The following is a 19,625-nucleotide window of genomic DNA, read 5'->3' on the forward strand; positions in this document are numbered from 1 at the left end:
GGGTTGAACGACACACATCGCATGAACCGCGCGGAAACCATGCGGCAATGATGCCGCAACCGCGCGGCAATCCAAACAGCGAACCGCTCAGACAGCCTGATCAAACAACCTGAGCGGACAACCCACAGCGAACACCGGACCGGCAACCTAAACCGGAAAAGTCAGCGACACCACAAAACCGCCATCGACGGCGTTATCCGCATGGAAAGTACCGCCGTTGTAGCGCACGAGCCGTCGCACGATCGCGAGCCCCAACCCGCAATGCGCATCGCCGCTGCGCGCTTCGTCGAGCCGCACGAACGGTTGCAATGCACGATCGAGTTGATCGGCCGGAATGCCGCTGCCGTGATCGCGCACCCGCAACGTGTAGTGGCCGTTGTCCCGCGACGTCGAGATTTCGACGGGCGGATCGCCATAGGTCAGTGCGTTCTCGATCAGGTTCGTCAGAATGCGGTCGAGGTCGACGAGCGGCAGCCCGAAGCCATCGCCCGCTTGCAGATCGAGACGTACGAGCGCGTCATCCGCGAGACTGTCACCGTAATGCCGGCGGCAATGCGCATCGACGCTCGTGGTAGGCGACGCGTCCGCCGTCTCGCGTGCGAAATCCAGAAACTGCGTGACAATGCGCGACAGCGATTCCGCATCGCGCAGAAAGCCGCGGCGGTTCGCTTCATCGGGCAGCAGGTCCGCGCGCACCTGCATGCGCGTGATCGGCGCGCGCAGATCATGCGCGACGCCTGCGAGCATCACCGCGCGTTCCTGCTCGGCTTGCGCGAGTTCGTGCACCATCTGGTTGAAGTCGCCGATCAGCTCCTTTAGCTCACGCGGCCCGCTCGCCTCGACGACCGGTGCGCGATGGCCGACGCGAAACTCGCGCGCCGCGAGCGCGAGCCGATGCAAGGGCCGCTGCAAATGCCACGCGCCAAACAACGCGACGATCACCGCGAACACTAGCATCGTCGCGGACGCCCCGAGGAAGCGGCGCGCCGGCAGCATCGAATTCTGCAGCACGAGCCAGCTTGGATGACCCGCATAGCGCACCCAGACCGTACCGCTGTCGGGGTCGGCCACCACCGCGCTGCCGGCGGGCAACTTCGCGCGCAAGTCGGTTTCGAAGGGACCTGAGGTGTTTTCGCAAGGCGCGGGGCAGCCATACGGAATCGCGTCGTTTGCGCCGACCCTGGCAATCCCGAGCGTCTTCGATATCTGTACAGGCGTCAGCGACCCTTCGTGTTCGGCCTCAACCGCGAGCAGCGCCGCACGCTGCGCATGGCCGGTGTCGATCTGCCCGCGCTCGCGGTCCACCAACACCATCGAGGTGACGTGCACCAGCACGATCAGGCCCACCGTCATCAACGAGAGCCGCCCGAACAGCGTGTTAAAGGGATTCTTCATCGTCACCGCCGCCGGGCACGAACATATAGCCGGTGCCGCGTATGGTCTGGATGCGGCGCGGGTTGGCCGGATCGTCTTCGAGCAGACGGCGCAGGCGCCACACCGGCACGTCGATGCCCCGCTCGGTCACATCGGAGTGTGGCCCGTGCAGCAGGTCGACGAGCTTCGAGCGCGACAGCGTTTCCATCGGATGTTGGGCGAGCACTTCGAGCAGCGCATATTCGCTGCCCGTCAGCTTGAGCGGTTCGTCGTCGCGAAACAGTGTACGGGTGGCGAATTCGAGCCGGAAGCGGCCGAAGCGCAGCGCCTCGCGCTTCTCGGGCGGCGTCGACACGGCCACGGGTCCGGCATGCCGGCGCAGCACCGCATGAATGCGCGCGAGCAATTCCTGCGGCATGAACGGCTTGCCGAGATAGTCGTCGGCGCCGAGTTCGAGACCGATCACGCGATCCACGCCGTCGGCGCGCGCGGTCAGCATGATCACCGGAATCGTGTCGCCGTTCGCGCGCAATTGCCTGAGCGCGCTGAGGCCGTCTATGCCCGGCATCATCAGATCGAGCACGATGATCGAGGGCCGCTCGCGTTCGAGCCGGCGTGCCAGATTATTGGCGTCGTGCAGCACGGACATCTCGATGCCGCGCTGCTGAAAGAATGTGCGCAGCAGGTCGCGAAGGTCGGCGTCGTCGTCGACCAGTAAAACCTGGATGGGCGTGTCGGACATGGCTGGGCCCTGATCGATGAGGACGATTGATGAACGGACAGCGCCGCCGCCCGTTTGTCTTACGCCGCAATATAGCGAATTGCGCGCTGGCGGCGGTTTCGGGTTCTTGTCCCGCCTTACAGTTTATTACGGCAGCGCCGCCAGTTCGAGTGGCAAGCGCGAGTCTTCGCTTCGATCCACGCCGAGCGTTACACCTCGTAATCCCCCCCTAAGCCAACGTAAGACGCTGCTCACTATGCTGCGGCCATATCTTGCCGCTGGCATCGCGTTGCGTGGCTTTCCTCCGCGAACGAACGACGCATGCCGGACGGCCCTTTGTCGTTTCCAGTCGAAGGATGCCCATAGCATGCCCATTCCCTCCATCGCCGCCGAGCCGTCACGACGCGCGCCGTGCTTCACGCTGCTGGCCACCGCTGTCGCGGCCGCCACGTTCATGCTGAGCGGTTGCGGCGAACAGGCGTCGCCAGAACCGCAAGCGACGGTTCCCGAAGTCGGCGTCGAAACGATCACGCCGCACGCCGTTGTTTCGAGTACCGAACTATCGGGGCGTCTGTCGGCGATTCGCGTCGCCGAAGTCAGGCCGCAAGTCGAAGGCATCGTCAGGCGGCGCCTTTTCACCGAAGGTTCGCTGGTCGCGGCCGGTGCCGTGCTCTATCAGATCGACGCGTCCAGCTACCAGGCCACGTACGACCAGGCCGTCGGCACGCTCGCCAAAGCGGTGGCGACCGCCAACGCCGCGCAGACCAAGGCGGCGCGTTACGCCGAATTGTCGAAGATCCAGGGCGTGAGCCGCCAGGACTACGACGACGCCGTCGCCGCGCTCGACGAAGCGAAGGCCGACGTGCTCGCCGACCGCGCCGCATTGAAGACCGCGTCGATCAACCTCGGCTACACCAAAGTGGTCGCGCCGATCGCCGGGCGCATCGGCAAATCGAGCGTCACCGAAGGCGCGCTCGTCACCGCCGAGCAGACCACCGCGCTCGCGACGGTCCAGGCGACCGGCGAGATGTACCTCGACGTCACGCGCTCGTCGGCAGACTGGCTGCGTCTGCAGAAGGAGTTCGCGAGCGGCCAGTTGCAGCAGGCGGGCAGCGACGGCGCGCTCGTGCATCTGGTGATGGAAGACGGCAGCGCCTATGCGCAGCCGGGCAGGCTGCTGTTCTCCGACATCACCGTCGACCCCACCACCGGTTCCGTGACGCTGCGTTGCGTGTTTCCCAATCCGGACGGCACCTTGTTGCCCGGCATGTTCGTGCGCGCCCGGCTCGAAGAAGGTGTGAACCAGCAGGCGATCACGGTGCCGCAACTCGCGGTGTCGCGCGCGGCCGACGGCTCCGCGAGCGTGCTCACGGTCGGCGCCGACAACAAGGTCGCGCAGACGCCCGTCACCGCCGATATCGCGTCGGGCGCCGACTGGCTCATCACCCGCGGTCTCAAAGCGGGCGATCGCGTGATCGTCGCGGGCGCGCAGAGGGCGCGCACGGGCGCACTCGTCAAGCCGGTCGAAGCGGGCAGCACGCCCGCCACCGCGGACAACGCCGTTGCCGCGTCGGCCGCCCACAGCTAAAGCGAGACTCTTCAATGGCAGGTTTCTTCATCAACCGACCGATCCTTGCATGGGTCATCGCCATCGTCATCATGATGGTGGGCGGCGCTTCCGTCGGGACGTTGCCGGTCGAACAATATCCGAGCGTGGCGCCGGTGTCCGTGCAGGTCACGGCGACTTATCCTGGCGCGTCCGCCGAGACCATCGCGACCACCGTCACCCAGGTGATCGAGCAGAAGCTGAGCGGCATCGACCATCTGCTCTACATGTCGTCCACCAGCAGTTCAGCGGGCCAGGCGCGCATCACGCTGACGTTCCAGCAGGGGACGGACGCGGACATCGCGCAGGTGCAGGTGCAAAACAAGGTCGAGCAGGCCAGCTCGTCGCTGCCGGAGACGGTTCAGCAACAGGGCGTGCAGGTCGCGAAGGCCGCGAACTCGTTTCTGATGATCGTGTCGTTGTCGTCGACCGATGGCAGCACGAATTCCATCGATCTCGGCAATATCATCGCGACGCAGATCGAAGACCCGCTCACCCAGGTCGACGGCGTCGGCGACGTGACGCTGTTCGGCGCCCAGCACGCCATGCGCATCTGGCTCGATCCGGTCAAGCTGCAAGCGCTCGGCCTCACCACCAGCGACGTCACCACCGCGATCACGAATCAGAACGTGCAGTTGTCGGTGGGACAGATCGGCGGCTCGCCGTCGACGAAAACCCAGGCGCTCAACGCGACGATTTCGGCGTCGAGCCTGCTCACCACGACCGCGCAGTTCGGCGACATTCTGCTGCGCGTGAATAGCGACGGCTCGAAGGTGATGCTCAAGGACGTCGCGCGCATCGAGGTGGGCGGCGACGACTACAGCACCGACTCGCGCCTGAACGGCAAGCCGGCTGCCTCGCTCGCGGTCAAGCTCGCGAGTGGCGCGAATGCGATGAGCGTCGCGAAGGCCGTGCGCGCGAAGCTCACCGAACTGAGCGCGCAATTGCCACGCAACGTCGTGGTCGATTATCCGTACGACACCACGCCCTTCGTGAAGATTTCGATCGAAGAGGTGGTGAAGACGCTGATCGAAGCGGTGATGCTGGTGTTCGTCGTGATGTACGTGTTCCTGCAGAACCTGCGCGCGACGCTGATTCCGACCATCGTCGTGCCGGTCGCGTTGCTCGGCACGTTCGCGGTGATGTCGGTGGTCGGCTTCTCGATCAACGTGCTGTCGATGTTCGGGCTCGTGCTGGCGATCGGCCTGCTGGTGGACGATGCGATCGTGGTCGTCGAAAACGTCGAGCGGCTGATCGCGCAAGAGGGGCTGTCGCCGCTCGAAGCGACCCGCAAGGCGATGAAGCAGATCACCGGCGCGCTGGTCGGCATCACGACGGTGCTGATCGCCGTGTTCATTCCGATGGCGTTCTTCACGGGATCGACGGGCGCGATTTACCGGCAGTTCTCGGTGACGATCGTCGCGGCGATGCTGCTCTCCGTGTTCCTCGCGCTGACACTCACGCCTGCGCTGTGCGCGACGCTGCTGCGGGGCGCGGACGTCGCGCATCATCCGAAGCGCGGCATGCTTGGCTGGTTCAATCGCGTGCTCGCACGCGGCACCGATCGCTATGATTCGGCGGTCTCGCGCGTGCTTGGCAATCCGATGCGCTACATGGTGATCTACGTGTTGATCGGCGGTGTCGTGGCGCTGCTCTTCGTGAAGCTGCCGTCGTCGTATTTGCCCGACGAGGACCAGGGCACCATCATCACATCGATTTCCGCGCCTGCGGGCACGCCCGCCGCGCAGACCCTGGAAGTCGTGAAGAAGGTCGAGGCGTATTACCTCGGACTTCCGCAGGTGGACAAGATCATCACGCTGACGGGTTTCAGCTTCAACGGCTCGGGCCAGAACAACGCGCTCGCCTTCGTCAGCCTCAAGGACTGGAGCAAGCGGCGCGGCAGCGACGGCTCGGCGGCGGCGCTGATCCAGCATGCGAACCAGCACTTTGCCGCCGAGCGCGACGCGCAGATTTTCGCGCTCAACCCACCGGCGATTCAGGAACTCGGCACGCAAAGCGGGCTCGACTTCGAACTGGAAGACCGCATGGGTCAGGGCCACGACAAGCTGATGGCCGCGCGCCAGCAGTTGATCGCACTCGCCGCCAGGGACAGCGCCTTGTCCGGCATGCGCGCCGGCGGACTCGACGATACGCCGCAGTTTCATGTCGATATCGATCGCGAGAAGGCGAGCGCGCTGGGGCTGTCCATCGCCGATGTGAACGACACGTTGCAGACCGCGTTCGGTTCGTCGTATGTGAACAACTATGTCGATACGGGACGCATTCAGAAGGTCTACGTACAGGCCGATGCGCCGTACCGGATGATGCCGTCCGACATTGGGCGGTGGTACGTGAGGGCGAGTACGACGAGCAGCGCAAGCAGCAGTTCCAGCAGTAGCTCGGCCACGACGAGCAGCACGAGCACCACAAGCACCACCAGCGGCTACGACGGCCAGATGGTGCCGTTCTCCGCGTTCGCCACCGGCAAGTGGACCTTCGGGCCACCGCAGATCGAGCGATTCAACCGCACGCTGGCGATGGAAATCACCGCGCAAACCGGCGCGAACACCAGCACCGGCCAGGCGATGGCCGCCGTCGATGCGCTCGTGAAGAAACTGCCCGCCGGCTATGGCATCGACTGGACCGGGCAATCGTACCAGGAGCGCGTGGCCGGTTCGCAGGCTATCTATCTGTACGCGATCTCGCTAGTCGTCGTGTTCCTGTGCCTCGCCGGCCTGTATGAAAGCTGGTCGATTCCGCTCGCGGTGATTCTGGTCGTGCCGCTCGGCGTGCTCGGCGCGGTGCTGGGCGCGCATCTTCGCGGGCTGTCCGACGATATCTACTTCAAGGTCGGTCTGCTCGCGACGATCGGGCTGTCCACCAAGAACGCGATCCTGATCGTCGAGTTCGCCAAGGACCTGCAGGCCGAGGGACGCGGCCTGCTCGACGCCACCGTTGAAGCCGCGCGGCTGCGCCTGCGGCCGATCCTGATGACCTCGCTCGCCTTCATCTTCGGCGTGCTGCCGCTCGTCATCAGCACCGGCGCGGGTTCGGCGAGCCGGCACGCGATCGGCACCGGCGTGATGGGCGGCATGATCGCCGCCACCATTCTCGCGATCTTTTTCGTGCCGGTGTTTTTTGTCGTCGTGCGCCGTCTGTTCGGTGAGCACGGCGACGCCAAGCAACAGGAAGGTGTCGAATGATGAGACTCAAACCGGGTGCGTGCATGGCCGCGTTCGCCTTCGCCATGCTGGCGGGATGCACGCTCGACCCGCACTATGAACGGCCCGCGGCTCCGGTCGCGGCGACGTATCCGCAAGGCGATGCGTATGAAAGCACGAGCGCCGCCGTACACGCAAAAGCAACGGTAACCGCCACCGCAGAAGCGGCGAGCGGCAGTGGCGCAACGACCACGGCCGCCAGCGCCACCCCTGCCCCGCTAGCCACTGACACCGCATGGCGCGCCTTCTTCCGCGACGAGCGCTTGCAACGTCTGATCGACATTGCGCTCGCCAACAATCGCGACCTGCGCGTGGCTGCCTTGAACGTGGCCGAATACGAAGCGCAATACCGCCTCGCACGCGCAGCGCTTGCCCCGTCGATCAGCGCGAGCGGCAGCCTCACCCGCGAACGCACCGAAGGCGTGACAAGCAGCGTCAGCAATCTGAGCGTCGGCACCACGTCGTGGGAGATCGACTTCTTTGGACGCCTGCGCAGCCTCAAGCGCCAGGCGCTGGAGACTTATCTCGCAACCGACGCGTCGCGGCAAAGCACACAGATCAGCCTGATCGCCACGGTGGCGACCGACTATCTGACCTTGCTGGCCGACGAACGCCTGTTGCAGTTGACCGAAGACACGGTCAAGGCGAATCAATCCACGTTCGACGTGACGAAGCGCGTCCAGGAGCTGGGCAATTCTTCGCTGCTCGACGTGCAGCAGGCGCAGAACTCGCTCGCGAGCGCGCGGGCCAGCCTCGCGTCCTACCGCCGCGCGGTCGCGCAGGACCGCAACAATCTGGTGGCCGTGCTCGGCGCGCCGATTCCCGACGACCTGCCGCCCCCCCGCGCGTTCGACGACGAATCGATGTTCGCCGACATCGGTGCGGGCGTGCCGTCGCTGCTGCTCACCCGCCGTCCGGATATCGTGCAGGCGGAGCATGCGTTGAAGGCGGCGAACGCCAACATCGGCGCCGCGCGCGCGGCGTTCTTTCCAAAGATCGAGTTGACCGCGTCGGCCGGCACGTCGAGCTCGACGCTCTCGAATCTGTTCAAGGCGGGCACGGGTGCCTGGGCGTTTGCGCCGAGCGTGTCGGTGCCGATCTTCGACTACGGCAGCAACAAGGCATCACTCGATGTCGCCAAAATCGAAAAGCAGATCGAGGTGGCCGACTACGAAAGCGCGATTCAGACCGCGTTCAAGGAAGTGTCGAACGCACTGACGGCGCGCGCCACTTACGTCGATCAGGTGCAGGCCGATCGCGACTACGTGGCCTCCGCGCAGCGCTACTACACGCTTGCCGAAGCGCGCTACAAGGCGGGCACGGACAGCTTCCTCACCTTTCTCGACGCGCAACGCACGCTGTTTACCGCGCAACAGCAGCTTGCGACGGATAGCCTGTCGCGCCAGGCGAATCTCGTGACGCTATACAAGGTGCTGGGTGGTGGATGGGAGCATGGCTGACAGCGAACAGGTGAGAAGATTCGGGAGCCGGCGAGGTGAGAATATGCGCACCTGTCGGCGCACTTTAGCTTCAAAGGTGAGGGAATTCGGGAGCGCAAGGGAATGCGTGCGGCTCGATAGGATGCGCGTGAAGTCGTGCACATCGAGCGTTTTTTCCAGCAAAGCAATTGCATCGCAATAGAACGGCCGATAAATAACGGCCTTTTCCACGAAAACTTTAGAACGGAATTTAACCCCTCCGGTTGCGAAAAAAGCGATGTAGTCATCGCTGAGTAATATGCGTCGGCAATACTCGGCAGCGCTGCAAGTCAGACCATATTTCGCACAAAAACGCGCTGCCCCGATCGAGGGCTGGCGCGCAGGCCAGACCCCGGGGGGTTCAAATGACGATCCGTCATCGCATCACGCTATTGGTTGTTCTGATGTTCGTCGCCTTGTCGGCGATCGGCGGCTATGCCGTCTACCAGACGCGCGGCAGCGCCGCCGAAGTACGCAAGGTGACCGAAGGCGTGGTGCCTAGCGCACTCGCATCCGCCGACCTCGTGTCGCAAGTCAAGGACGTGCAGCTCGCCACGATGACGCTCGTCTACGCGCCCGACGCCAACATGGTCGCCCAGGCCCAGGACGAACTGAAGAAGAAAAAAGCCTCGCTGCAACAGGCGCTCGCGCTGCAGGCCAAGGAGGCCGCAAGCCACGCGCAGCAGGGTCTCGTCGTGCAGGCGAAGGACAGCCTCGAGAACTACTTCTCCGCGATTGCCGACACGGCGAAAATGAAAGCCGACGGCAAGAACGAACTCGCGCAGGCATATCTGTTCGCTAATGTCGCGCAGTATCGCGACGAACTCGAAGGCATCGTCGAGACCTTGCGCGTCGAGAAGAATCGCGAGAAAGACGACGCGATTACGGCGCTCAACGCCACGCTCGCCACGACGACCACGGCTATTGCATCCGTCACTGGCCTCGCGATCATTCTGCTGACTTCGATCGGCGCGCTGCTCTATCGCCAGATCACCCGCCCGCTCAGTCACATGCAGGCCATGATGAGCGAGATCGCGTCGAGCCAGGACTTCACGCGCCGCGTGCCGGTGGGACGGCTCGACGAGATAGGCCGCTCGATCGTCGCGTTCAACGGCATGATCGAGAAGATTCAGGAAAGCTCCGCGCAACTCAAACAGAAAACGGCCGACATCCAGGCGATGCTGCAGAACATGCAGCAGGGCATTCTGACGGTGGTCGACGGGGCGAAGATTCATGCGGAGTACTCGGCGTATCTGGAAGACATCTTCGAGACGAAGGACATCGCCGGGCGCGCGCTGATGGACCTCGTTTTCGCGGATACCGAACTCGGCGCCGACGCGCTGTCGCAAATCGACGCGGCGACGCATGCGTGCCTCGGCGAAGACTGCATCAATTTCGCATTCAATCAGCACCTGCTGGTGGGCGAGATTTCGAAGCGCATGCCCGATGGCCGCGTGAAGATACTCGACCTCAGCTGGTCGGCGATCACCGACGAAAGCGACACCGTCGTACGCCTGATGCTGTGTGTGCGTGACGTCACCGAACTGCGCAAGCTCGCGGCCGAAGCAAGCGAACAGCGCCGCCGCCTCGACATGATCGGCGAGATTCTTGCGGTCAGCGAGGAGAAGTTCCATCATTTCATCGAGAGTTCGGCGGGCTTTGTCAGCGAGAACGAGCGCATCATTCGCAAGCATTCCGAAGCGGATCATGCGGCGATCGCCGAGCTGTTCCGCAACATGCATACCATCAAGGGCAATGCGCGGACCTACAACCTGCAGCATCTGACCAACGTCGTGCACGAAACCGAGCGCAGCTATCACGAGCTGCGCCAGCCGGACGCGGATCGCTCGTGGGATCAGGAGCATCTGATGCGCGAGTTGACGCGGGTGCGCGAGGCGATCGAAAGCTACGCGAAGATCAACGAGCAGAGCCTCGGGCGCAAGAGCAAAGGCCAGGCAAACGACGCGGGCAACGCGGGCCGCTACGTGATGGTCCACAAGGACGACATCCAGCAGACCCTCAATATGCTGGAGCGCACCGACGCCGCCGAGCTTCACGCATTGCAGTCGATGCGCGATGCGCTGCGCCGCACGCTGCGCGCACTGGGCAGCCAGAGCGTACGCGACGCGCTGTCCGGCGTGCTGGATTCGCTGCCGTCGCTCGCGAGCGAGTTGGGCAAGCCCGCCCCGGCCGTGCGGATCGACGACAACGGTTATCGTTTGCGCGGCCAGGCGGGCGGCACGCTGAGCAACGTGTTCATGCATCTGCTGCGCAATTCGATCGACCACGGCATCGAAACCGCCGAGGTTCGCGGTGCGCAAGGCAAAACCCCGGCCGGCACGATCGACATCGAAGTGGGCGTGGACAGCGGCGCGTTGCAGATCACGCTCAGCGACGATGGCCGTGGTCTCGCGCTCGAACGGATTCGCGGCATCGCGCGGGAGCGCGGCTGGATCGGCAATGACGACGCGCTGAGCGACGAAGCGGTGGCGGACTTCATTTTCCGGCCCGGCTTCTCGACGGCGGAGACGGTCACCGAAGTGTCGGGCCGTGGCGTCGGCATGGACGCCGTGCGCGACTTCTTGCGACGCGAGAACGGCAGTATCGAACTGCGCTTCACCGATGACCACACGGGCGCGCCGTTCCGTCAGTTCCAGACGATCGTCTGTCTGCCGGACAGCGTCGCGGTCGATACGCTCGGCGTTCAGGCGCGCGGCCAGACCGGCGAGCTGCACCTCGACGCAGTGGCGGGCTAAGCGCCGACCGACGGACTTCGCAAGGATTGGCTGTGATTCAACAGTATCAAGAGTATCTATTCGCTGCGCTGGGGGGCGGCGCGTTGATCGCGCTGCCCGCATGGGCCGCTCACAAGCTGCACAGCGCGAAGCTGGCGGCGCGGCTGCGCGGTGAAGCGCAAGCGCGCATCGACGCGCTCGAAGCCGCGCACGCGGCGCATCGCGAAGCGCTGATCGACCGCGAGCGGGCCGAGCAGGCCTTACATGCGTTGACCGAACAGTTGCGTGACGAGTTGAGGCAGCAGTCAGCCCGCGCCGATGAATTGCGCGCGTCACTCGACGCCGCGCACGGCCACACGGAGCAGTGGACCAACCAGGCGCGCCAGATCGCCGGTGAGGCTGCGCGTCTGAAAGGCCTTGGCGCGACGTTCGAGCGCTGGCACGAGCAGATGATCTCGCTGATGACGCAGAACCACGACATGCACGCGAAGAATCAGGAGTTGTCGTCGATCGTGCGGCATGTGGTGATCGTGTCGCTGAACGCGTCGATCGAAGCGGCGCGCGCGGGGCCGGCCGGCCGGGGCTTCGCGGTGGTGGCGAGCGAAGTGCGCTCGCTCGCCGCGCGTTCCGAGGAGTTGTCGAAGAGCTATCGCGACAGCCTGCATCGCAACGACCTGACCACGACGTCCACGTTCCAGGATATCCAGGCGGGCGGCAAGATGATCGCGGCGTCGCTTGCCAGTGTCGAGTCGCTCGCCAACCGCTTTCATGCGCAGCTCGATGAGGTGCCGATGTGATTTCGGCCCAGGCCCGTGACAGCTTCGAACGTATCTTCCGCAAGGCGGCGCAAACGCGCCTGCCCGTCAATGCGGACGACCTCTGCGAGATCGCACCGCTTGCCGACGCCGGCGCGGGTGCAACGAAGGACACGCAGGTGGTCTTGCTGACCATTTCGTCGATCGTATTCAGGCTGCTGCTGATCCTGCATTTCGACGAAGACGACAGCACGCGCGGCTATTACCTGAACGATACCGACGAACGGCCGTTCCAGGAAGTGTTTCTGGAAATCTGCAACCTGTGCTGCGGCGCGATGAACCAGGAACTGTTGCGCTACTTTCCGGACCTCGGCATGTCGACGCCGTATGTGCTGAAAGCGCGTTGCCTGCCGCATCTGCATGAATTGAAGCCGGCTCTGCTGTCGTCGTATTCGGTTGTGCTCAACGGCGACGTGCGGCTCGCCGCGACCGTGTGCGTGTGCGCGCATGCGCCGCTCGACTTCGTCGCGGACACGAGCGCCATCGAAGAAACCAGCGGCGAACTGGAATTGTTTTGACCATGACAGCATGCGTCGCCGCTCTCAGGAAAGTGAAATGAATTTCAACGAACCGGTCAGCAAGGTGCTGGTGCTGGACGATTGCGCCGCGCACAAAGAGGCGCTCAAGCGCTTTTGCGACGAGAACAACCTGGTCGGCGTGAAAGTGGGCAAGAACCGTTTGCAGTCGGTACTGCGCTCGAACATCGATCTTGGCGCGGTACTGTTCGCCGAAAACTACGGCGGCTCGCCCGAGGCCAGCGCCGAACTCGCGATCCGGATCAACGCGGTGCGTCCCGAGTTGCCGATCATCATGCGGCGCGAGCGCGACCCGGGCACGGAGAGCTTGCCCGAGAGCTTGCGCCGCGTGGTCTGCGCCGCTTACGTCGCGCACGATATGGCGCCGCTGCGCCGCGTGATCGACGAATACATTTTCAGTCTCGACTATCCGAACGCGCTGGTGCGCGGCATCGCCGAGATGACCCAGGCGATTCTTGGCGACGTGTTCAAGGACCTGACCATTACGTGCGATACGCCGTACATCGTGCGCGACCGCATCATCTTCGGCGAAGTGTTCAGCCTGATTCCGCTGGAAAGCGCGTGGTGCCGCGGCTACATGATGATGCAGGCCGAAGAGACGCCGATTCTCGACTTGCTCGACCGTTACCGGATGATCGACAACGCGCCCGACGGCGAGGCGGATTTCCGCGATCTGAACAGCGTGCTCGGTGAAGTGACGAACCTCGTATGGGGCTCGTTCAAGAACCGCTATGTGGGCGACGCGGATGCATCGCGGCGCAGCGACGTGCAAGTGCCGCTGCTGGTGAATCACAAGCACAAGTACATCTCGTTCGGCAGCGGCAATCCGCAACTGTGCTTCATGTACTGGCTGCGTGAGCCGCAATCGGGCCGCGCGGTCAGGTTGCATCAACGTTTCGTGTTCAGCCTGAACTGGTCGCCGGAAGATTTCCGGGAAGTCTCCGGCGATGTCGGCGCAATGGTCGAAGCAGGCGAACTGGATCTGTTCTGAGTAGTGTTAAAGGAAACAACATGTCGAAAATTCTGGTGGTGGATGACTCGAGCACGGTGCGCGACGAAGTGGCCGGCTTTCTGAAGAAGAACGGTCTGGACGTCGACACGGCGGTGGACGGCAAGGATGGCCTCGCCAGGTTGAAGGCCAGCCCCGGCATCAAGCTCGTGATCAGCGACGTCAACATGCCGAACATGGACGGCCTGACGATGGTCGAGAAGATTCGCGGCGAACTCGCGAACACGACCGTGAACGTCATCATGCTGACCACGGAAAGCAGCCCGGCGATGAAGGAGCGCGGCAAGGCGGCCGGCGTCAAAGGCTGGATCGTCAAGCCGTTCAAGGGCGATGCGGTGCTGGAAACGTTCCGCAAGCTGGCGGGCTAAGCGGCTCGGCAGCCGCGCGGCACGCGAAAGGTGAGGGTTTTCGGGAGCTGCAAAACCGATGATTTGCAAAGCATGATTCGCTATAACGGCAGCTGTTGAAACGCGCTAGTCTCCCAGTGAATATGAACGACACCGGGTGACTTGCAATGGCGGCGAAACCTTCTGGGCGCGTGAGTACCATCACTGCGAAGGCGGTGACGGCGGGCGCGCGTGTCCTCGCGCAATGGGCTTAGGACGAAGCCGCACATGTGCCAATTGCTCGCCCTCAGTTGCGCGGAGCCCACCGACGTCAGTTTCTCGCTGACGGGCTTCGCCGCGCGCGGCGGCCTGACCGACCACCACGTCGACGGCTGGGGCGTGGCGTTCTATGAGGACCGCGCGTGCCGCGTCTTCGTCGATGAAAGGCCGGCGTATCAATCGCCCGTGGCAGAGTTTCTGAAAAGCTATCCGATCAGGTCGCGCAATGTCGTCGCGCACATTCGCAAGGCGACCCAAGGCGGCGCGCGGGTCGAGAACTGCCATCCTTTCATGCGCGAGTTGCGTGGTCAGCAATGGGTGTTCGCGCACAACGGCGACCTGCAGCGGCTCGGTGAGCAGGAGCCGGGGCCGTTCACACCAGTCGGCTCGACGGATAGCGAAGCGGCGTTCTGCTTCATCATGAACCGCCTGCACGCGCATTTCGCCACGCATGCGGATGCAGACCCGGATAACGTCGACGCGTTGTTCGACGTCATCGAGCACGCGACGCGCACGCTCAACGTCTTCGGCATTTTTAACTTCGTGCTTTCGAACGGCAAGGCGCAGTTTGCGTATTGCTCGACGCGTCTGTCGTACGTGATACGCCATTGGCCGTTTTCGAGCGCGCGTCTGGTGGACGATGATCTGACGGTGAACTTTGCCGAGCGCGGCACGCCGGCCGACCGGACGGCGGTGATCGCCACGACGCCGTTGACCGATGAAGTCTGGACCGCCTGCACGCCTGGTGATCTGTTGATGTTTCGCCGTGGCGCGCTGTTGCGGCGCGCCTATGTTGCCGTTCCCGCCGAAGTCCTCGCAACCTCGAAGTACGCCCCCTCCGAGCTATCCGCTGCGATCGCGGCGTGATTTCCCACCGCGCGTGTCCTGCGAAGGAATGACGCTGAGCGCGGGCGCTTTTCGGCTCGAACCAAGGCGTTACCCGCCGGGCACCGATGGTTGCCGGGCGCCATCGCACGCGCTGATTGCATGGGTGAATTGATCGGTTGTCTTCGAACGGCCTGGCTTCACTATGCTCCTGGCGGCGCTAAGGTGAGAACATTCGGGAGCCGAAGGCCTTGGACGATACGTGAGTCTGTGCGCCTCGGTTTGCCTCACTCTTCGCTAATTGCAATGACCGGCTCCGGCAACGTTCGCCGAACGATTCGGTGATGGTGTTGGCCTGACGACGCACTCCACGACTGCACATTGTCGCGCTCAGCGTGAGGGATAGTGCGTGCTGTATCAGCGGATGAGTCGTTAGTGCGATCCGCGTTGGGATATCCATACTCCGTTGCTGCAGGAGCCGTGAAATGTTTCGCGCAATGCCGCGCGCCACGCGTTGTCGCTCACGGGTCCTGGATCGGCGCGTAGATCGCTCCGTATCGCGCTAAAGGTGAGGGTTTGCGGGAGTAGCCTGGTTCGAACCCATGGCAGCACGCCCAGCATGCCTTTGCGCCCTGTCCCCGAGCTCGAAAGGTGAGCGTTTTCGGGAGCTATTCGAGCGACGCCTCAAGCCGAACCCGCACCGTTGCGTGTCAAAGGTGAGATTTTTCGGGAGGCGTCGTTGCCGTGCGTTACGCCGGTTTGGCGATCTCGCGGATGTCGGCCACCGGCGTTTGCCCGAATGCATCGCCCAGCGCGTAGTCGACCAATTGCGCGGCACATTGATCTGGCGTCGACAGTTGGCCGTTGCGTTTGAGGTCTTCGAACTTCGGGCGCATCGGGAACTGTTCTTCGCCACTGCCGCGAATCTCCGCCTGCATGTCCGTATCGATGACGCCCGGCGCGAGGCTGCAAATGCGCAGCGCGCGGTTTGCATCGAGCGTGACGGCGCGCGCGTGATGATCGAGCGCGGCCTTGGTCGCGCAATAGATGCTCCATCCGGAATACGCATTGCGGGCCGCGCCGCTGGAAATGTGCACGATGCGCCGGTCGCTCGCATCGACGGCTGCTGCGGCGAGCGCGCTGGCCAGCATCAGTGGCGTGGCCACGTTGAGGCTCACCGCGCTGGCGATAGCCGCCGCGTCCTGCCCTTCGACTGGGCCGATGGGTTGCACCATGCCCGCGTTGTTGATCAACAGAACCGTTTGCGCGCCGCTGACGAACGCGCGCAGTGCATCGGTCGCGAGCCATTGCGCGACGCGCGTGGGGTCGGCGAGTTCGAGTTCGATTTCTTCGAGCTGTGTTGGGAAACGGGTCTTCAGACTCGCATGACGCGAGCGGGACAGACCCAGCACGGTGACGTTGCGTGCGATCAGCTGTTCGGCGAGCGCCGCGCCGAGGCCGCGAGTGTGGCCGGTGACGATTGCGCGGGTCGGAGACGTGGAAGGCATGGGGTTCCTTGTGAGCGGTGGCTGGCAAGGGGCCATTTTCACAGGGTTTTTTGCGAGGCTTTGCGGGTGGGCGGGGGATGGGATCTGTTATGTGCCATTGGCGAAAGTGCAACGCGAACAACGGCTTCCGAGGTGTTGTGGTCAGTCAATTCCGCATGCGTGACGTGCGTGGCATCGCCCGCCGAACGCAGTAACCGGGTGACGTAAGTCCATCAGGCGACGTAAAAATGGAGGTCGAACATCAATTGCGTAGAACATGTCGAAAGATACCTTCCGCAAGCTGCCGTGGCTCATCGAACATGGTCGCCAGTTCAAACAACATGACAAACAGGAAGGCATACGACACTTTCGGATACTTGTCGATGAATCGCACGATGACTGGAGCAAATCGCTCCATGATCGGTTTTCGCGTGACAAGGCAGGTAACGCCAATGCCGAGGATCATGCCTGCCAGAACGTCGGTCGGATAGTGCAAGCCCAGATAAACGCGCGGAATACAAATAAGAAAGACGCAGTGCAGTAGCGCGAGCACGCCCATCCATCTGGAGACGAGAAAAATGCCCATCGCGACGGCCGCCCAAATCATGGCGTGGTCGCTAGGAAACGAACTCCAGGTTCGAAGCACTGCTTCTGGAGTGGCCGCTATCGGAAACGTCAGGTGCAGGCTCGGGTCGTAGAGCGGTCGCTGGCGGAAGGGCAACCAGCAGGCGAGCACTCTGCCGATGAAGAGTGCCAGAAAACCGCTCAGGATGGTGGCCACCACCATTTCCCGTTGCCACTGCCGGCGCTCCCCTGTGTCGAACCAGAGGGCACACAGCATGGCCAGTGGCAGAACGCCTTTGAACAGATAGAAGTCCGCAACGAGCCTGACTGCGTGGCTGAAAGTCTCCGAGTGCATCGTATCGCGTGTCACGATAGCCAGCATTGACGAGTCGAAGCTATTCATGATTTGGTTTTGGCGGGGCGTTGATTGCGAATTGCCTACCTATGGATGGTGGCGCGCCTTGCTACGGAGCGCGAGCTAAACGGTATGCTTGCACTTCGCATATCGTTAATATGTTTGCGAACGTACATCCGTTCATAAAATGGTCATTCGCGAACTTTGCTTCAGGTGCGTCAAGTTTCGCTCTGAACTTTCGGGAACGACCGGTATATCGGCACACCAGCAATGCCGCAGCGCAATAGCCGCAGCCGGCGACTAATGCCTGTCAGCATGAACTCGCCACACCCGAAAGCCACATGACCCGAGTTCCGGCAAGCAGCCACAAGCTGCTCACTCCGTGGAACCCGAAACGCTCCACTCTCACCCCGCCCGAAACCTCTCCCGATACCCCATCGGCGTCACCCCAATCCGCTTCATAAACACAATCCGCATCCGGTCGGCAGTCCCAAACCCACAGTCATAAGCAATCGCCTTGAGCGCCGCACCCCTACTCTCCAGCAGCTTGCGCGCCGCATCCACGCGAGCCCGCTCGACGAACTCATGCGGCGTCACCCCGGTCTCCTGTACGAACACGCGCGCGAAGTTGCGCGCGCTCATACCCGCGACTTCCGCCAGTTGCTTCACCGTGAAGCTCTCGCTAATCCGCTCCATCACGTGCGCCTGCACCTTGGCGACTGGCGACGTGTCGTCGGCGGGCGCAGTCAGATAGGGACTGAATTGCGACTGCCCGCCTTGCCGCTGCGCGAACACGACCAGCCGCTTGGCGACGGCGAGCGCGGTATGCGGACCATGGTCCTCGGCCACCAAAGCCAATGACAGATCGATACCGGCCGTCACGCCTGCCGATGTCACGAGCGGCCCGTCGCGCAGATAGATGCGGTCGAAATCGACACGGGCCTGCGGAAACTGCGCGGCCAGTTGCGCCGCATGCTGCCAGTGCGTCGTGACGTTGCGCGCGTCGAGCAAGCCGGCATGCCCGAGCACGAACGCGCCGGTGCAGATCGAGCCGTAGCGGCGGCAACGTGCGGCGACGTTCGTCAACCAGTCGAGCAGGCGCGTGTCGGGGCTCTCGTTGTTCGGCAGCGCGGGGCCGCCCGCGACCAGCGCGAGATCGAACGGCTCGCGCGCGTCGTCGAACGTGGCATCGGCCACCAGCGTCATGCTGTTCGACGCGCGCAGCGGCGTGGACTCCGCCGCGATCAGTTTGACCTCATAGCGATCGGCAGGCGCGAGGAACCCATTGGCTTCGGAAAACACATCGACGGGGCCGGCGACATCGAGCGCCTGCACGCCGGGGAAGATCGCGATCGCGACGGTTGGCATCGAAAGACTTCCTTTGACGATGGACAAAAATCCGCAGCCCGCGGCAGTCAACGCGGTGCGTTTGGCAGTGTTCAACGGTCCACGGCGATTGTCCGGGGCGGCGCGTTGGCCAATACTGGGCTTCATCGGATGCGCAGTTCGAAGCGCACGAAAAAGCGCCGCGGACCAGCATACCAAACGCGCTTTGACGTCGCGAGGACAGCGCGTCCCGTTCATTCGAATCCGACACGGAGTACATCACATGACCACGATCGCAGGCATCCAGATTCCCGACAGCATGATGGCGCGCGAAGCCACGCAACTCGTGCGCGATACCGAAACCGAACTCCTCTATCACCATTCGCGGCGCGTCTTCCTGTTCGGCTCGCTGGCCGGCGCGCGCAAGCAGTTGAAGTACGATCCCGAGTTGCTGTACATCGGCGCGATGTTTCACGACATGGGACTCGTTGCGCCGTATAGCAGCGAGCATGACCGCTTCGAAGTGGACGGCGCCAATGCGGCGCGTGATTTTCTGCGGCGTCACGGCATCGGCGAGGACGACATCGAGCAGGTGTGGAATTCGATTGCGTTGCACACGACGCCAGGCATTCCGCAGCATATGAAGCCGGTGGTCGCACTGGTCACGGCAGGCGTCGAGATGGACGTGCTGGGTCTCGCTTACGACGAGTTCACCGAGCATCAGCGTCACGAGGTGATTCACGCGCACCCGCGCGGCGCGCACTTCAAGGAAGGCATCATCGACGCGTTCGCGCATGGCACGATCCACAAGCCGGAGACGACCTTCGGCAACGTGAAGGCGGACGTGCTGGCGTTGAAAGACCCGCATTATCATCGCGAGAATTTCTGCACGATGATTCTCGGGTCGGCGTGGAAGGATTGAGCCGAGGATTTGACGGCTGTGGCCGCACCTGGCTAGCTTGCACCGG

The 19,625-nt window shown here is 63.3% G+C and carries 15 protein-coding genes; 10 read left to right on the forward strand and 5 right to left on the reverse strand.

All coding sequences use genetic code 11. From position 1 onward, the window contains the following. Positions 1-147: 147 nt before the first annotated feature. Positions 148-1,395 carry an ATP-binding protein gene (locus CIC12_RS15540; RefSeq protein ID WP_168664970.1) on the reverse strand — a complete coding sequence of 416 codons (1,248 nt, stop codon included), beginning with the start codon at positions 1,393-1,395 and terminating at the stop codon, positions 148-150. Next, complete coding sequence (locus tag CIC12_RS15545; protein ID WP_168664971.1) at positions 1,379-2,116, reverse strand: response regulator; 738 nt, start codon at positions 2,114-2,116, stop codon at positions 1,379-1,381. The genes CIC12_RS15540 and CIC12_RS15545 overlap by 17 nt, the downstream gene beginning before the upstream one ends. Positions 2,117-2,462: 346 nt before the next feature. Between CIC12_RS15545 and CIC12_RS15550 the strand changes: the two genes are divergently transcribed. From CIC12_RS15550 to CIC12_RS15590, 9 genes are all read left to right on the forward strand, one after another. After that, a complete protein-coding gene (locus CIC12_RS15550) occupies positions 2,463-3,683 on the forward strand; it encodes an efflux RND transporter periplasmic adaptor subunit (protein WP_168664972.1) in 1,221 nt (406 codons plus the stop codon). A 14-nt stretch (positions 3,684-3,697) separates the two neighbouring features. Continuing rightward, positions 3,698-6,904: an efflux RND transporter permease subunit gene (locus CIC12_RS15555; RefSeq protein ID WP_168664973.1), complete on the forward strand. Its 3,207-nt coding sequence runs from the start codon at positions 3,698-3,700 to the stop codon at positions 6,902-6,904. Next, complete coding sequence (locus CIC12_RS15560) at positions 6,901-8,382, forward strand: efflux transporter outer membrane subunit (RefSeq protein ID WP_168664974.1); 1,482 nt, start codon at positions 6,901-6,903, stop codon at positions 8,380-8,382. Before CIC12_RS15555 ends, CIC12_RS15560 begins: the two co-directional genes overlap by 4 nt. Positions 8,383-8,765: 383 nt before the next feature. Further along, positions 8,766-11,156 carry an ATP-binding protein gene (locus CIC12_RS15565; protein WP_168664975.1) on the forward strand — a complete coding sequence of 797 codons (2,391 nt, stop codon included), beginning with the start codon at positions 8,766-8,768 and terminating at the stop codon, positions 11,154-11,156. Positions 11,157-11,182: 26 nt separating this feature from the next. After that, the gene (locus tag CIC12_RS33640; protein WP_274597558.1) at positions 11,183-11,932 is read left to right on the forward strand and encodes a methyl-accepting chemotaxis protein; all 750 of its coding nucleotides are present in this window, start codon (positions 11,183-11,185) and stop codon (positions 11,930-11,932) included. Continuing rightward, a complete protein-coding gene (locus CIC12_RS15575) occupies positions 11,929-12,468 on the forward strand; it encodes a hypothetical protein (protein WP_168664976.1) in 540 nt (179 codons plus the stop codon). The genes CIC12_RS33640 and CIC12_RS15575 overlap by 4 nt, the downstream gene beginning before the upstream one ends. A gap of 37 nt (positions 12,469-12,505) precedes the next feature. Continuing rightward, complete coding sequence (locus CIC12_RS15580; protein ID WP_168664977.1) at positions 12,506-13,477, forward strand: chemotaxis protein CheX; 972 nt, start codon at positions 12,506-12,508, stop codon at positions 13,475-13,477. 20 nt (positions 13,478-13,497) lie between these two features. Continuing rightward, the gene (locus tag CIC12_RS15585) at positions 13,498-13,863 is read left to right on the forward strand and encodes a response regulator (protein ID WP_042326613.1); all 366 of its coding nucleotides are present in this window, start codon (positions 13,498-13,500) and stop codon (positions 13,861-13,863) included. A gap of 246 nt (positions 13,864-14,109) precedes the next feature. After that, positions 14,110-14,967, forward strand: coding sequence for a class II glutamine amidotransferase (locus CIC12_RS15590; protein ID WP_168664978.1), 858 nt, complete (start codon positions 14,110-14,112; stop codon positions 14,965-14,967). Between the two features lie 707 nt (positions 14,968-15,674). Here CIC12_RS15590 and CIC12_RS15595 read toward each other — a convergent pair. The 3 genes from CIC12_RS15595 to CIC12_RS15605 form a co-directional block, all read right to left on the reverse strand. Beyond that, positions 15,675-16,433, reverse strand: a complete 759-nt coding sequence (locus CIC12_RS15595; RefSeq protein WP_168664979.1) for an SDR family oxidoreductase — start codon at positions 16,431-16,433, stop codon at positions 15,675-15,677. A 241-nt stretch (positions 16,434-16,674) separates the two neighbouring features. Further along, positions 16,675-17,379 carry a phosphatase PAP2 family protein gene (locus tag CIC12_RS15600; protein WP_168664980.1) on the reverse strand — a complete coding sequence of 235 codons (705 nt, stop codon included), beginning with the start codon at positions 17,377-17,379 and terminating at the stop codon, positions 16,675-16,677. A gap of 357 nt (positions 17,380-17,736) precedes the next feature. Further along, a complete protein-coding gene (locus CIC12_RS15605; protein WP_168664981.1) occupies positions 17,737-18,699 on the reverse strand; it encodes a GlxA family transcriptional regulator in 963 nt (320 codons plus the stop codon). 241 nt (positions 18,700-18,940) lie between these two features. Between CIC12_RS15605 and CIC12_RS15610 the strand changes: the two genes are divergently transcribed. After that, complete coding sequence (locus tag CIC12_RS15610; protein ID WP_168664982.1) at positions 18,941-19,579, forward strand: HD domain-containing protein; 639 nt, start codon at positions 18,941-18,943, stop codon at positions 19,577-19,579. Positions 19,580-19,625: the final 46 nt, after the last annotated feature.

The organism is Paraburkholderia sp. SG-MS1, assembly GCF_012275575.1.
GTDB lineage: Bacteria > Pseudomonadota > Gammaproteobacteria > Burkholderiales > Burkholderiaceae > Paraburkholderia.

Excerpts from the sequence above, each read along its gene's own strand:
- CIC12_RS15565 (WP_168664975.1), top strand. The coding sequence starts at position 8,766 with ATGACGATCCGTCATCGCATCACGCTATTGGTTGTTCTGATGTTCGTC.
- CIC12_RS15610 (WP_168664982.1), top strand. The coding sequence starts at position 18,941 with ATGACCACGATCGCAGGCATCCAGATTCCCGACAGCATGATGGCGCGC.
- CIC12_RS15585 (WP_042326613.1), top strand. The coding sequence starts at position 13,498 with ATGTCGAAAATTCTGGTGGTGGATGACTCGAGCACGGTGCGCGACGAA.
- CIC12_RS15600 (WP_168664980.1), bottom strand. The coding sequence starts at position 17,379 with ATGAATAGCTTCGACTCGTCAATGCTGGCTATCGTGACACGCGATACG.
- CIC12_RS15595 (WP_168664979.1), bottom strand. The coding sequence starts at position 16,433 with ATGCCTTCCACGTCTCCGACCCGCGCAATCGTCACCGGCCACACTCGC.
- CIC12_RS15555 (WP_168664973.1), top strand. The coding sequence starts at position 3,698 with ATGGCAGGTTTCTTCATCAACCGACCGATCCTTGCATGGGTCATCGCC.
- CIC12_RS15590 (WP_168664978.1), top strand. The coding sequence starts at position 14,110 with ATGTGCCAATTGCTCGCCCTCAGTTGCGCGGAGCCCACCGACGTCAGT.
- CIC12_RS15540 (WP_168664970.1), bottom strand. The coding sequence starts at position 1,395 with ATGAAGAATCCCTTTAACACGCTGTTCGGGCGGCTCTCGTTGATGACG.
- CIC12_RS15550 (WP_168664972.1), top strand. The coding sequence starts at position 2,463 with ATGCCCATTCCCTCCATCGCCGCCGAGCCGTCACGACGCGCGCCGTGC.
- CIC12_RS15545 (WP_168664971.1), bottom strand. The coding sequence starts at position 2,116 with ATGTCCGACACGCCCATCCAGGTTTTACTGGTCGACGACGACGCCGAC.
- CIC12_RS15560 (WP_168664974.1), top strand. The coding sequence starts at position 6,901 with ATGATGAGACTCAAACCGGGTGCGTGCATGGCCGCGTTCGCCTTCGCC.
- CIC12_RS15605 (WP_168664981.1), bottom strand. The coding sequence starts at position 18,699 with ATGCCAACCGTCGCGATCGCGATCTTCCCCGGCGTGCAGGCGCTCGAT.
- CIC12_RS15580 (WP_168664977.1), top strand. The coding sequence starts at position 12,506 with ATGAATTTCAACGAACCGGTCAGCAAGGTGCTGGTGCTGGACGATTGC.